The sequence below is a fragment of the Polyangium jinanense genome, from assembly GCF_028435265.1.
Taxonomy (GTDB): domain Bacteria; phylum Myxococcota_A; class Polyangia; order Polyangiales; family Polyangiaceae; genus Polyangium; species Polyangium jinanense.
Genome location: NZ_JAGTJK010000012.1, coordinates 93,298 through 107,235, shown reverse-complemented (window position 1 = coordinate 107,235; position 13,938 = coordinate 93,298). Strand labels below are relative to the sequence as shown.

At 68.1% G+C, this 13,938-nt stretch carries 12 protein-coding genes; 6 read left to right on the top strand and 6 right to left on the bottom strand.

The features are described 5' to 3' along the window. The first annotated feature begins 10 nt into the window (after positions 1–10). On the top strand, positions 11–1,009 hold the full coding sequence (locus KEG38_RS22990) for a formylglycine-generating enzyme family protein (RefSeq protein ID WP_272421889.1): 999 nt from the start codon (positions 11–13) through the stop codon (positions 1,007–1,009). Positions 1,010–1,057: 48 nt separating this feature from the next. Here the strand turns inward: KEG38_RS22990 and KEG38_RS22985 are convergent, their stop codons facing one another. After that, entirely contained in the window at positions 1,058–1,285 is a 228-nt protein-coding gene (locus KEG38_RS22985; protein ID WP_272421888.1) for a hypothetical protein, read from the bottom strand. An 18-nt stretch (positions 1,286–1,303) separates the two neighbouring features. On the opposite strand from KEG38_RS22985, the gene KEG38_RS22980 reads away from it, so the two are divergent. After that, positions 1,304–1,495, top strand: coding sequence for a hypothetical protein (locus tag KEG38_RS22980; RefSeq protein ID WP_272421886.1), 192 nt, complete (start codon positions 1,304–1,306; stop codon positions 1,493–1,495). Positions 1,496–1,543: 48 nt separating this feature from the next. Here the strand turns inward: KEG38_RS22980 and KEG38_RS22975 are convergent, their stop codons facing one another. Continuing rightward, complete coding sequence (locus tag KEG38_RS22975; protein ID WP_272421885.1) at positions 1,544–1,975, bottom strand: hypothetical protein; 432 nt, start codon at positions 1,973–1,975, stop codon at positions 1,544–1,546. 243 nt (positions 1,976–2,218) lie between these two features. Between KEG38_RS22975 and KEG38_RS22970 the strand changes: the two genes are divergently transcribed. Beyond that, positions 2,219–2,530, top strand: a complete 312-nt coding sequence (locus KEG38_RS22970) for a formylglycine-generating enzyme family protein (RefSeq protein WP_276073410.1) — start codon at positions 2,219–2,221, stop codon at positions 2,528–2,530. Between the two features lie 48 nt (positions 2,531–2,578). Here the strand turns inward: KEG38_RS22970 and KEG38_RS22965 are convergent, their stop codons facing one another. Continuing rightward, complete coding sequence (locus KEG38_RS22965; RefSeq protein ID WP_272421883.1) at positions 2,579–4,033, bottom strand: haloacid dehalogenase-like hydrolase; 1,455 nt, start codon at positions 4,031–4,033, stop codon at positions 2,579–2,581. Positions 4,034–4,200: 167 nt separating this feature from the next. Between KEG38_RS22965 and KEG38_RS22960 the strand changes: the two genes are divergently transcribed. After that, positions 4,201–5,850, top strand: a complete 1,650-nt coding sequence (locus tag KEG38_RS22960) for a hypothetical protein (RefSeq protein ID WP_272421881.1) — start codon at positions 4,201–4,203, stop codon at positions 5,848–5,850. 111 nt (positions 5,851–5,961) lie between these two features. Here the strand turns inward: KEG38_RS22960 and KEG38_RS22955 are convergent, their stop codons facing one another. From KEG38_RS22955 to KEG38_RS22945, 3 genes are all read right to left on the bottom strand, one after another. Next, positions 5,962–10,299 (bottom strand): M36 family metallopeptidase, encoded by a 4,338-nt coding sequence (locus KEG38_RS22955; protein ID WP_272421879.1) that lies wholly within the window; start codon positions 10,297–10,299, stop codon positions 5,962–5,964. A gap of 215 nt (positions 10,300–10,514) precedes the next feature. Continuing rightward, positions 10,515–11,231, bottom strand: coding sequence for a DnaJ C-terminal domain-containing protein (locus KEG38_RS22950; protein ID WP_272421878.1), 717 nt, complete (start codon positions 11,229–11,231; stop codon positions 10,515–10,517). Positions 11,232–11,387: 156 nt separating this feature from the next. Next, the gene (locus tag KEG38_RS22945) at positions 11,388–11,810 is read right to left on the bottom strand and encodes a hypothetical protein (protein ID WP_272421877.1); all 423 of its coding nucleotides are present in this window, start codon (positions 11,808–11,810) and stop codon (positions 11,388–11,390) included. Positions 11,811–12,022: 212 nt separating this feature from the next. Between KEG38_RS22945 and KEG38_RS22940 the strand changes: the two genes are divergently transcribed. Together KEG38_RS22940 and KEG38_RS22935 are read left to right on the top strand one after the other, a co-directional pair. Continuing rightward, positions 12,023–12,874: a hypothetical protein gene (locus KEG38_RS22940; protein WP_272421875.1), complete on the top strand. Its 852-nt coding sequence runs from the start codon at positions 12,023–12,025 to the stop codon at positions 12,872–12,874. Between the two features lie 65 nt (positions 12,875–12,939). Beyond that, positions 12,940–13,926, top strand: coding sequence for an OmpA family protein (locus KEG38_RS22935; RefSeq protein WP_272421873.1), 987 nt, complete (start codon positions 12,940–12,942; stop codon positions 13,924–13,926). Positions 13,927–13,938 lie beyond the last annotated feature (12 nt).

Here is a 13,938-nt window from a genome sequence, read left to right as displayed (position 1 = left end):
CCGCCCTCGCTTGGCCTCGCGCCTGCTCTCCTCTGCGGCGGCCCTCCTCCTCGGGGCCGCCGCCTGCTCCTCCCCGGACGCCTCCCCCGCGCCCACCCCACCCGCGTCTGCGGCATCTCCGCCGCCGGCGCCCACGCCCCTCCCCTCGGCCGCGCCCCCGCCCGAACCTTCCCGCTGCGCTGGCGTCACCTGCGCCTCGATCGAGCGCTGCGACGAGGCCACGGGCGCGTGTGTCCCGCATTGCCCTGCGGGCGAGGTTTACATCCCGAAAACCGGCCCTGACGGATTCGTCATGGGCAAAGGTTTTACCTTGAATGGCGGCGCGCGCCGCCTCCGCAAGGGACACCAGCCCGACTCCGATCGCCCGCACCGCGTCGTCCTCACGCGCCCGTTTTGCATGGACGAGACCGAGGTCACCGTCGCCGCCATGAAACCATGCGTCGACGAAAAGACCTGCGACCCGCCGAAGACCCTCGAAGTCTTTGCGAACTATCCGCGCCGCCCCGATCACCCCGCCAACGAGGTCTCCTGGGACAAGGCCAAGAAGTATTGCAAGGCCCAAGGCAAAGACCTCCCCACCGAGGCGCAATGGGAATGGGCGGCGACCGGCGGCGACGGACGCAAATGGCCCTGGGGCAACGACGAACCCACCTGCGAGCACGCCGATTTCACCATTGGTGTCCTCGTCTCGCCCGGAGGCGACTCCGGCTGCCACGGCGGTGGCACCTCGCCCGTGCGTTCGCATCCGAAGGGCGCGCGAAGCTGGCCCACCGGCACGCTCCACGACCTCGCGGGCAACGTCTGGGAGTGGTGCGACGACACCTATGCCAAATATGGCGCCGACGCCGTCACGGATCCCCATGTGCAAAAGCCCGGCGTGCTCGTGCACGTCGTGCGTGGCGGCGGCTGGAATCGATCGAACCTCGGCATCCAGACCGCCTTCCGCGGCGCCGCCATTCACACCTACGAGGTCCCCGGGCTCGGCTTTCGTTGCGTCCGGAACCCGTGAACACCCGGGGAGGGCCCCGCGCGGAGCCCTCCCTTTTCGTTTCCGCGATCAGAACACCGTATCCATCTGATCCGGGATCCCCTCACCCACCTCGTTCACGCACGAAACGGAGGCGCCCGACGCGTCCTTGCAGCCCGTCGTCGCACACGGGTACGGCGCGGCTTTCTGCGGGTTTGGCAGGATGAACATCGGGGTCACGAGCCACTTGTTCATGTAGTTCGCGTATGCGTTGCACATGAGCTCGTTCTTGTTGCGGTTCACCGCGAGCTTCAGCACCGTCGTGCGCGCGCGGGCTTGCTCGCGGTCGGTGATCCCAACATCGCGCTCACGGGCATTGCCTGGGCTGGCGGCCACACGAACCAGCCTCCGGCGTCCGGCAAGGAGCGCCTCACCTGGATCGGTCGCAATGCCGAGGCCCGCGAGCTCATCGTGTTCTCGGTGAGCGACGCGTACGCCGACGCCCGCGCGCGCCTCGGCCTCGACTGATCCCACCCGCCCAGCGCCGCTTGGGTAGCGGCGCTGGGCAGACGATCATTACTGGACCTGAATCTCGCCCGTATAAGCCGTCCCGGGCGCATTAGACTCGTAGAGAGCAGAATACCATCCCGGCCCCGGGGGGCCGAACCAGACCTCCTTTTGTCCGACGTATACGGGCCTCGTGTCGATGGTACCCAACCACGTCTTGAGCTTCATCGTCCCCGAAGACGTAAACGCCCCACCGTCGCGTTTCTTGACGTAGAGGCTGTTGTTCGACGTCCTGCAGAGGGTAATGATGTTTCCCCAGGTGCCGCCGCCGGTCGTCGTGCATGTATCGAGCGCCTGCGCGGCCTCCTCAACCGCCTCGACCTCTTCCTCTGCACGCATCGCATACTCGTCTTGGACGGAGCCGTCCTCGGCGATGCAGCCTGCCGACACCATTCCGATGAGAACCGTGAACATCATCGCGTCGATCTTGCTCGAAGGCATGATTCACCTCGTCCTCTGCTATCGATCATCCTGACCGCACCTGGCTGCGCTGCGCCCCGTGCCACCTAGCACTACGCCCTCGCAGAGAGGCAAGGAACTATAGTATGGAACAGACATGCGCCACAACACTGAACAATTGATATGTGTTCGTGCAGCTGGTCGCGCCCACTCCCCCAAGAGGTCATCCCGCGCCAGAAAGCTCGAATCCGGTGAACGTAATTTTATTTACATCGTGGTAACACGCTGAACCATTCCCTATTTCCACACGCACTCCACACGCCCAAAGCCGCTCCAGGGCGCGACCGCATCTGGCCCACCGGCACGCTCCACGACCTCGCGGGCAACGTCTGGGAGTGGTGCGACGACACCTATGCCAAATATGGCGCCGACGCCGTCACGGATCCCCACGTGCAAAAGCCCGGCGTGCTCGTGCACGTCGTGCGTGGCGGCGGCTGGAATCGATCGAACCTCGGCATCCAGACCGCCTTCCGCGGCGCCGCCATTCACACCTACGAGGTCCCCGGGCTCGGCTTTCGTTGCGTCCGGAACCCGTGAACACCCGGGGAGGGCCCCGCGCGGAGCCCTCCCTTTTCGTTTCCGCGATCAGAACACCGTATCCATCTGATCCGGGATCCCCTCACCCACCTCGTTCACGCACGAAACGGAGGCGCCCGACGCGTCCTTGCAGCCCGTCGTCGCACACGGGTACGGCGCGGCTTTCTGCGGGTTTGGGAGGATGAACATCGGGTTCACGAGCCACTTGTTCATGTAGTTCGCGTATGCGTTGCACATGAGCTCGTTCTTGTTGCGGTTCACCGCGAGCTTCAGCACCGTCGCGTCGTGCAGGAACGAGATGTCCGTATCCGAGTCGCCCGCGCCGAACACCGGCCGCTTCTTCATGTCCGCGTTCGGCTTCTCCGCGTCGGCCCCGGTCACCCCGTAGATCACCTTGTTCATCCAGCAGCGTTTGCCCTCGATGTACGTGATCATCGTATTGCCGACGGGATTCGCGCCGTTCCCCGACCCATCCACGACCGATCCGCATCCCTCGAAGTCGTACGTCAGCTTCCCGGCCCCGTCGAGCAGGTTCCGGATCGCGATCACGTGATCCGCGCCCACGTTCACGCGCTCCGCGAACGCCTCCACGTTCGGCTGCGGCGATGCTGAAATCACCCACACGTCGAGCCCATTCTTCTGCATCACGTCGATCAGATCGTTGATTTGCTCGTAGATCCGCACGTACGCATTGACCGACGTCGTCCCGATCGTCTGCTTCGTCCCCTCCGCCGCGGCGAGCCCCTCTTCGATCGCCGTGTTCGCGAATGCCTTCATCTCGGCCGGCGTGTATCCCGCCTGCACCTCTGCGGCCCAGGCGTACGCAGGCTCCATCGTGCGATAGTTCCACGCCTCGAACGCCGCCTTCGCGTCCACCGTCTTCCCCGTCGTATACACCGCGAGGATCTCGTCCGCGCATTCCGCGTTCGTGCTCGTTGGCAGCGGCATCCCCGCGTCGACCAGCGCTCCGCACGCCTGGTTCAGCGCGTTCCGCGCGTCATTCGTCAGGAAACGGCTCGTCGTGCGCCAATCCTTGTTCGGCGGCTGCATGATCTTGTCGTTCTTCACGAGCCAGAAGAACACGAGATCCCCCACGTCGTTCTTGATGACCGTGTTGTCCCAGTCGAAAATCGCGACGGGCTTCTGCGCCGGATCGTACGACGCGCTGTTCACCCCGACCTCGTCGATCATCTTGTCGAGCGCTTCGCGGTTCTGGCCGTACCACATCAGATTCGAATCCAGGTCCGGCGCGGCCATCGCGCCTCCCGCGCCGCCCATCCCGCCGACGCCGCCCATTCCACCCGCGCCGCCCATTCCCCCGGCCCCGCCCATTCCGCCCGTGCCGCCCATTCCACCGGTGCCGCCCGTACCGCCCGTGCCACCGGTCGCGCCTGCTCCCCCGTTGCCTCCGGAGCCGTTCTCTCCCTCGTCCGTGCAAGCCGCCGAGAGCGTCGCCATCCCCACAACGAGCGCGACGGGAAGAAAAGATCGAATCTTGATCATGGCAAGGATCCCCTTTCTGAGATCACCCTACCACGGAAAGCTCGAATCCCGTGAACACCATTTTCACGACATCATGGTAACACGGTGAGGCATTCGCCATTTCCACACGCAAAAGCCGCTCCAAGGCGCGAGCGCGCCTGCTCGATTCGATCCACGCTCACGGCCACATGGCCTTCCCCTCGGCCCCTCGATTCGCGCCCCGGTCCCTCGCCCGCTTCGCCCTCCTCGGCTTCGCCGCGTGCTCCCCCACGCCGAAGTCCGATTCGCAAGCGAACGCCCCGCTCCTCGCGCCCGAGCCCGCCGCGGACGCCATGAAGCCCGCGGCCACGCAAAGCTCCTCGTTCGAGCGGGAAGCCCGCGGCACGAAGCTCCGCCTCGTCTTCCACGCCGATCCCCTCCCGAACCTCGTCTACCAGCTCGATTGCATGGCCGGCCGGCACCCTTGCTCCCGCGCCGCGTACGAGGCCCTCTGGCAGGACGATCTCGGCTGGGACGACACGGATCGCCGCACCCTCGAAGCCTTCCGCAAGATCCGCGAATCCTGGAACGGCCGCATCGAGCTCCGCTCCCCCGCCCCCGCCGCGCCCCTCCCCTTGCCCCACGCCGATCGCACCGTCGCCGCGCGCCTCTCCATCGCCGGCCTCGTCGCTCGCACGCCCGACGAGCACGTCCGTTACCTCGGCCTCGTCACCACACCCACCGACGCGCAGCGCGCCCAGACCCTCGTCGACCATTTCCGCCCTCGATTCGATCGATACTGGGAACGCGAGGGCCGCGCCCATTGCGAAGAATCCGCCGAGAAGCTCGCCGCCCTCTTCCAGCGCGAGGGACTCACGGGCCACGTCGAGGCGCTCGTCGGGTTTTACAAGGCCGACCTCCCCGAGGGCACCCCGCTCCATTTCCACCTCATGGCCCGCCCGGCCCACCGCTCGGTCGACACCGCCCGCCAGATCGGCGGCCATGCCGTCATCGAGATGCCCGCCGGCGCAAAACCCGAGGACCGCGCCCCCGTCGTCGTCCACGAAATGCTCCACCACCTGCACGCCGCCGCGACCGACGAGCGCCTCGCCGCCCTCTCCCGATCGTTCGTCGAGACGAACGACCCGCTCGCCCCGGCCTCGTATGCGGTCCTCGACGAAGCCCTCGCCACCGCGCTCGGCACCGCGAAGGCCATGGGGCGCCTCGATCCGCCGGGTTTGTCCAGAAAGCTCGAAGCGCCGATGGGCCTTTATGCCGAGCCCACGATCGACCGCGTCGCCAAGGCCGTGCTCCCCTTCCTCGACGCCCGCCTCGCCGAAGGAAAGAGCCTGCACGACCCCGGCTTCGCCCCCGGTTTCCTCGCCGCCGTCCACAAAGCCTTCCCCGACGGCCTGCCGCCCCTCGCGCACGCCCGGCCCCTCGTCGCCGTCGTCGCCCCCGGCTTATGGCCGGCCTTCCACGCCTTCGACGGCGCCGCGATGGCCTCCTCGCTCGGCGGCTCCACCGCCTCCGACGCCATGCGCGCCCCCGAAACCCTGAACCTCTTCGCCTCGCGCCCGCACTGGGGCGGCGCGTTTTTCGTGACACACGCCGAGGTTGCCGACCTCGCCCGCTTCGAGGGCACGATCGGCGCCGCCGCCGTCGCCGCCATCACCGCCGAGGCCCGGCGCACGCGCGCCTTCGTCTATTCGACGCAAAAAAGCCCCGGCGTGTATCGATTCGTCTTCGTCGCCGACGACCTGCCCTCGATGAACGACCTCGTCCGCGCCCTCGCGGCCCAGCGCGCGCCGTTCGAGGGCGCGCTGGAGGTCGTCGCGCGCCGCCCGGCCGCGCCTTGATGCGACGCGGAATCGTGTAACCCACAAAAAGGCGCCGCCCGCGCCGTCGCGAGGACGAACGCGGGCGGGTTTTCCGGGGCGCGAGGGGCTCGCGCCTCGGCCGTTCGGGTCTCAGGACCGCTTGCTGCTGCGGCGGCGCTTGGCCATGAAGGCGCCCACCATCGCGAGGAAGCCGCCCACGGCGCCCACGCCGCGCGCCGGCGCCTCGTCGCCCGGCACCGAGCAGCCGCAACCGCCGACGACGACCGGCTCATCGCCGCCGCCGCCACCAGCGCCCGTGGTGACCGTGGTGACGGCGGTGACGGAGCCACCCTCGCCACCCTCGCCACCCTCGCCACCCTCGCCACCCTCGCCACCCTCGCCGCCAGCGCCACCGGCGCTGATGCCGCCGCCGACGCCGCCCTCGCCGCCAGCGCCACCGGTGCCGCCGACGCCACCGGCACCACCGGCGCCACCAGCACCGCCCATGCCGCCGGTACCCATGCCGCCTTCACCGCCAGCGCCACCCGTTCCACCGGCGCCAGCCATTCCGCCAGCACCACCGGCGCCGCCCATGCCGCCAACACCGGTCGAGCTCGACGAGCTGGTCGTCCCGGCCGGCGGTTGCACGAGCACGTCCACCGTATCCGTCGCCGACGCTTGACCGTCATTCACGGCCACCTGGAACGTGAGCAGCGTCTCCGTCGCGACGTTTGGCGCGACGAAGTCCGTATGCGCGCTGTTCGCCGCGCCCAGCGTCACGCCCGGACCGACCTGCTGCGTCCAGCCGAACGTGAGCGGATCGTTATCGGGATCCGAGCTCCCGGACGCGTCGAGCATCACGGTATCGCCGCTCGCCACGATCTGATCCGGGCCGGCCATCGCGATCGGCGCCTGGTTCGGATCGTCGCAAGTGCCCTGATCCGACACGATGCTCCCGAACGGCGGGGCCGCGAGGCCGTTGACGGTCAGGCTCTCGATGAACCACCCCTGCGTCCCGACCGCCTCGTCCGTGCCGATGCGGAAGCGGATCTTGATGGTCTTGCCGGCGAACTGATTGCCGAGGTTGATGCTCGTCGTGACGTTCGCACCGTTCGTGAAACCCGTGCTCTGCCCCGTAAAGCCCTTCTGGCCTACGAGCGGGTTGCCGGCGTCCGCGGTGCCGATGGTGCCATTGTAGGTCGCGCCGAGGTTCGCGTACGTGTTGATGTTGACCCAGGTCTGGCCGCCGTCCTGGCTCAGCTCGATGATGCCGCCGTCCCAGTTCGTGGCCGGCGTCCCGCTCCGCTCGAACTGGTAGCGGTGCACGAGCGACATCGTCACGTTGCCATTGCCCACCACGAAGTCCGGCGACTCGTACCGCTCGTCGGAGATGCCCGCGGTCGCCTCGCCGTGGGCGAGCACGTTCGACGACGTGGCGAGCGGCCGGATCCGCGCCCACTTGTTGCTCGGGCCCGACGCGTTCTTCGCCGTCCACGTCTCGAGGTTGCTCTCCCAGAGCTCCTGCGTCGCCACGTTCGGGATGCTGTCGAAATGGGCCTTGCGCACGCTCGAATTGCTGATCGTCGGCGAGCAGGATCCGGGCGCGGCCACATCGACCTTGAGCTGCAGATCCGTGACTGCCGCGACCGAATCCGCGAGCGCGATTTGCAGCGTCGTCGTGTTCGAGGCGAGGATGTTCGTCGCCGGCAGCGCCACGGACGCGCCGTTCGGGAACGACACGTTCGGGTTCGTCGAGCTCACCGTGACCGTGCCGCCGACGAGCGGCCCCCAGCCCTGATTGCGCACCTCGACGGTGACCTTGCCGATCTCGCTGTTGTCGAGGACGCCGTCGTTGTCGCAGGACAGCACGCTGTCGTCGATGTTCACAGAGACAATCACCGGCTGCGGCGCCGCCTCGTAGCTCTCGGTCACGCCCACGTTGTCGGTGGAGTTGCGCGGCGGCGAGATCGCGCAGGAGCCGGCGCCGCGGATGGCGAAGCCGGTCGCGAGATCCTCGAAGTCCTCCACGTTCGCCGCGATCGCCGTCGCCAGGATGCCGTCGCGCTGCTCGGTGAACGTCGGGTTCGCCGGGGCGAGCTGCATGCCGCCGGTCAGGTAATTGGCCATCTTGCGCTTGGCCTGGTCGAACGTGTGCCGCGGCGTCGCCGAGTACGCGTCCTCGAGGAGCTTCGCATACCCCTCGAGCACCATCGTCGCCCAGATCTCGCCGGTGTTGTGCACCTCTTCGTTCTCGGCGGCGAGCGGCTGCGTGGGCATACCGGTCGGGAGCGCCTCGCCGGCCTGGATGTGCTTGAACGTGAGCGCGTTCTTCGTGAAGTCGGTCGTGTACGGGAAACGCCGGATCCCGAAATACGCGCTATCGCCGAACGTCGCGCCGCCGTACACCGCTGTCGCGTACACGCCATTCGGATCATCGCCCTCGCGAATGAGCATGTGGAGCGCCACGGTATCGCCCCAGCCCTCGCCCATGCCGCGGGCCTGGATCGAGCCCACCGCGACGAGGCGGTTGTGGATGTAGTGACCCCACTCATGCGCGGCCACGCCGTTGTCGATCGTGCCGTCGCGCTTCGTGTTGTCCGCGCGGGAGATCGTGGCCGTGATCGGGCTGCCGGCCGCGATGGCCGCCTTCAGCGCCGTGCCCACGTCCTTCGTGACGCCGAGCACGCCGATGCCGACGGTGATGGGCGGGGTCGATTCGCCCATGGGGCTCGGCGGCAGGCCGGGCGCCAGGTGGTTCGCGATGATCCCGCCCACCGCGCCCGCGGCCTCGATGTTCGACGCCTTCAGGTTGAAATCGCACGAGCCGCGATCCGCGATCACGATCTTCCCGGCGTAATTGCCCACGAGGGGCTGGCAGGCGTCATTGAACGTGCCGGGGGTCTGGTTCGTCGTGTCCGTGGAGTTGTCGACCGCGAGCGCGACCTCCGCCGTCGTGGTGAACGTCTGCAGACCGAAGCTCGCGACGCCGGTCGGATACGTCGCGCCGCCCGGGTTCACGGTCAGGCTCGCGTTCGGCGGGCCGCTCCAGACGAACATCTGCATTCGCGGCTGGCTGCCGTCGGACGGCGTGCTCATGTTCGCGTTGTCGAGCGAAGGCGTCGCGTTGTGGAAGCCGTCCTGCGCCTCGGCCAGGATCGCGTCGTTGCCGAGGCCGCCGCGGCCGTAGTTGTTCACCTGCGCATTGCCGGCCTGCTCGTTGAAGCCCGAGTCGTACCAGTAATCGTGCAGGTAGTTGTTCAGGAAGAAGAGCTGCGTGATCGCCGCCTTCACCTGATCCTGCGTGACGTCGGGGTTCTGCGCCGTATCGTAGACGCGATCGAAGACGCCCGGCGCCGTCACGTTGGCGCGATATTCACCGGAGGAGAGGCCCTGCGGATCCTCGTGATCGACGTACGCGTCGACGTTGTTGCCCGAGGTCTCCTCCGCGCCCACGGGCAGCCACGGATCGAACGTTCCTTGCGGATTCGTGTTGAAGCCGTCCATCGTGACCAGGGTCGGTGCGATGAATGCCGGCGCCGAGCCGTCGGGCGTGCCCGTCGGGTGGGGCGCGTAATCGGCCATCGGGCCCTCGGTCGGCGTGTACTTCGGCGCGCCGTCGGACCAGACGCGGTACTTGAACTCCGCGTCGCTCGTCCGAGCCGCGCGCATGAGCAACCGCCCGTCGTCCGCGGCGATCACGTACGCGTAGAGCTCGTCGTTGTGCAGGCCCTTCTGGCCGCCCCAGATCTCGACGTAATACCCCGACACCAGCTGATCCGGCATCGGGAAATAGACCTTCTTGATGCGCGCCGGGCGCGTCAACTCGACGTGCGCCGTCTCGGGCGAATCGACGAGGTCGTAGAAGGCATAACCGTGCTCGGGCTGCTTCTTGTCCTTGAATGCGCTCGCGGGCACCTTCGTCGCGAAGAAATCGTTGAACGCGCGGGAGACGGCCGTGGAGGCATCGAGCTTGAAGTTCTTGCCGCGCTTCATGCCCGGCGTCGCCGACGGGTGCAGGTTGCCGGCGATCGCCACGAGCTCGCGGCTCTGCGTCATCAGCACCTTCACGTCGTTCTGGAAGACCTCGATCCCGTCGACGTTCTGGCGGAACACCACGATGATGCCCCCGCCCGTCACGTCGTTCACCACCACGGGCACGGCCGCGTCGATCGCCTTCTTGCCGACGCCGTAGAGGTACGCGTAGTGCTCGAGGTAGAGCCGCGCCGACCCCGCGGGCGTCGCCGTCTGCGCGCCCGGCGCCTTCCAGCCGCCCTTCGGGGCCCAGAAAAACGTCGGCACGCCGCGCTTCTCGTCCACGCCCGTCACGCCGCCGACGCCGGTCTCGTGCAGGCTTTGCAGTGGGCTCACCGCGACGGCGGGGGCGTCGTCGTACGCATGGTAATTCGGCAGATCCATGTCACCCGCGCGCGCCGCGGAGCCGGCGAGCAGCGTGATGAGAGCCGTGGCATATCGAGCAGAGCGCTTCATGATTCCTCCACGCCAGAATCTTCGTGGTGATCCCGCAGGCAGACGCCGCGAGCGATGTATTGTTTCGATGATATCGGACAAGGATTGGGCGCTCGTCGCGCCGCGTACACCCCCTGTACCCCGATCCCGCACGGAAGGGAAGCCGTTCCAGGCTCGCCCGAACGCGTGTCCCGCCCCGCCGTTTCCGTGCTCGCGCGTGTGGATCCCCGGTGACGCTAGCGCCCGAGGACGAGCGCCCCGATCACCGCCGCGATCAGCGCCGCGGCGAGCAGCACGGTCCGAAAGAGCCCCGTGTTCCGTGCGGCTTGTCGCACCTCGAACGCCTCGTCCTTCCCGTCCACGAAAGACTCCCCCACGACGAACGTGACAATCTGGTCACCGCGGTGGTCCCCGACGCTCCGTGAACGATAGGGATCGGCCGTTACCTCCGCGGGAATGGGCACGGCCTCGGCGCCGAGGCGCACGGCGCCAAACCCGGCGAGCCGCAGCTCGGCCCCGGTCACCGTCCCTCGGGGCACCATGACCGTCCGCTCGCCGTCGAGCACCGGCACTTTCACGCGCCCCCCGCGCCGCGCGGTCTCCGCGTCGATCCGCACCTCGACGAACAGATCCACGCCCTCGCGACGCAGGCGCGGGTGCGGCGCCACGATCACCTCGATCATCAAATCTCCGGGCCGCCCGACGCCGAGCGACGCCTCGTCCCCCTGCCCCGCGAGCCTGAGGATCTGCCCGTCGTCGATCCCCGCCGGCACCTTCACCGTCAGCGTTCGTTCCTGCAAAACCCGCTGTTTGCCCAGACATACGGGACACGAAACGCCGGGCAGAGCGCTCTGAAAAACGCCGCTCCCTTTGCAGGCCGCGCAGCGCGCCTCGAACGTCGCCTTGATCACCTTGCTCGCGCCCGAGGCCGCCTCCTCCAGCGACACGAGCATCGGAATGCGACGATCCTGCCCTGAATCCACCGCCGGGCGGCGGAAGAAATCATCGAAGATCGCCTGGAATTGATCCTCGAGCGGCCCGAAGCCCTCGAGACCTCCCTTTTTTGCCGTCCTCCGCCCCCATATCGGCTCACGACGCCTTTGCGCAGCTCACGCCGGGCGGCTTCGCTGCTGGATGCATTCGCGCAGCGCGGCCTCGAAGTCCGCGCGGGTATGGTGCACGCGCACGCCCGACATCACCACGCTCGCCGCCTGGATGCCGAGCGCCACGAGCTTCGACCGCACGAGGAAATGGGCCCCCTCGTTCCCTTTCCCCATGTCGCGCGCCATCTCGGTCAGCCGCGCGCGGGCCCGCGCGTCGTAGTCGGTCATCTCCTCCCAGTCGTGAAAGCCCATGACGCGCCCCTCCTCGGCGGCGACCCTGCGCGCCACCGCCTCGATCAACGTCGCGCACTGATCGTCGAGGTAACCCGTCACCCGCGTCACCAGCACCCGCCGTGCGGGCCGCCACACCCGCATCGTCGCTCGCGCCGTCGTCGTGGTTTCGGCCTTGTCGACCGGGAGAAGCTCCATCCCGAACGACTACCGCGCGGGGCAGAACGCGTCAATTCCGTCGAAACGCCCTCCACGGTCGGAATCCTGCCGCTCCAGAAACGCTTGTCATTTTGGCAGCGCGCCGCCGCGTCTCGCGCCGGATTGTCGCGATCCTGACGCACCGGACGTGTGTTCTCTCTGCAAAACGCGCTCGTCCCGGCCTGGCATCGAACTTGATATCCCCCCGCTCCATGTCGTCCGAGCCTTACCGCACCCCCTCGTGCCCCACTTGCGCTGGTCCTCACGTCGAGCAAGCACACATCTGCGCGCTTTGCGAAGAGCCGTTCGTCCCCAGCGGCGCGGGCGCCGAAGCCTGCGACCCTTGCCTCCGCAAAGCTTGCCGCGTCGTCGCGCGCGCGAGCGCCGAAAAACCCGCCCCGCGACGCGCGACGGCGGTCCTGCGCTGGCTGCCCGTCGCGCTCGCCGTCCTCTCCGTGGGCATTCTGTCGTTCAATACGCTCGTCGTCGTCGAAACGAGCCAGCACCTCGCCATGCTCGGGTCGTTCCTCGCCGAACAGCACCGCGCGAAGTCCAGGGGCAAACCCAAGACGCACGCGCCGCCCAAGCAAACCGCCGCGCTCCCCGCCCCGCCCCCGCCGCGCGAAGAGACCTCCTTCGACGACACGAACGTCCCGGCCCTCCCGAGCGTGCTCGCCGCGCTCCGCCCCGAGGTCCACGATCCGGACGCCTTGGTCGCGCGGGTCCAGAAGCTCCGCGAGGCGGGCCTCGACATCTTCCTCGTCCGGACGAACCTCGGCAAGAACGTCTTCGACGGCGGCAACGACCTCCGCACGCGCATCAGCCCCGTCCAGCAGGGCGGAAAGACCGTCGGTGTGCGCTACTCGCGCCTCGGCCCCGACGCGATCGAATCCCTCGCGGGCGTCCAGCCGGGCGACGTCCTCGTCTCCATCAATGGATTCGGCATCGATAACCCCGACCGCGCGCTGAGCGGCTACGCGTCCTCCCGCGAAAAGGGCGGCGCCGTCTTCGAGCTCTTCCGCAATGGCCGCCGCGTCGTCCTCGACGTCCGCTGGCCCAAGTGATCCGCGCCGCCGGGGACGGTCACGAAAGCCTGGAGTCGCCCTCCGGGTTTTGGTAGACGTTCTCCATGGCGATCTTCCGAACCTCGTCGATCGCGCCCCTTTTGCTGCTGGCGCTCGCCTGCGGCTGCGGCGGCGCGGGCGCCCAGACGAACCCCGAAACCCCGACCGAGGCCCCCACCGCCGAGGCCACGTCCTCCACGCCCCCTGCGCCGTCGCCCACGGACGAGGCCCCGAAGCCGCCTCCGCCCGAGGAGGCGAAGGCCGAACCTACCCCGGACAAACCCGCCCCGGCGGAGCTCGCGGAGGCCCCGAAGGCGCCGTCGATCACGTGCCAGCCCAAGGCCGGCGCGGCTGCGGGCCCGAAAAAGAAGCTCGAGATCAGCGTGGATCGAGCACGCGTCGACCTCGAAGGCCACAAGCTCGAGGTCAAGCTCACGCATGCGGCTTGCAAGGTCGAGCTCCAGGTCATCGGCGAATCCGGCAAGATCCTCGCGAACGCGGCGAAGGCGTTTGACGGCGCGGCGCCGGGCACGGTGCTCGCGATCGACTGGAGCCCGATCCGTGCCGAAACGGTGTCGCGCATCGAGGTCTGGGGTCACGACACCGAGGGCAACTACGTCGGCGTGGCGATCACGCCGTGGAACGTGAAGATCGACCACGAGGAGGTCAACTTCGAGACCGACTCGGACAAGATCCGCGACTCCGAGGTGCCGAAGCTCGAAGCGAGCCTCGACAAGGTCAAGGCCGCGCTCACGAAACACCAGGATTTGAAGGGCATTTCGCTCTTCATCGCGGGCCACACCGACACGGTGGGCAGCCCCGAGCACAACCTCACGCTCTCGCGCAAGCGCGCGCGCGCGATCGCCGCCTGGTTCCGCGGCCGCGGCCTGAAGATCCCGGTCGCGTGGGAAGGGTTCGGCGAGCACAGCCCGATCGTCAAGACGGGGGACGAGGTCGCCGAGGCGAAGAACCGCCGCGTCGATTACATCCTCGCCCTCGACCCGCCGCGCTTGCCGCAAGGCGCGGTCACGTTCGGGTGGAAGGCGCTTTAGAGAACCCGAGAA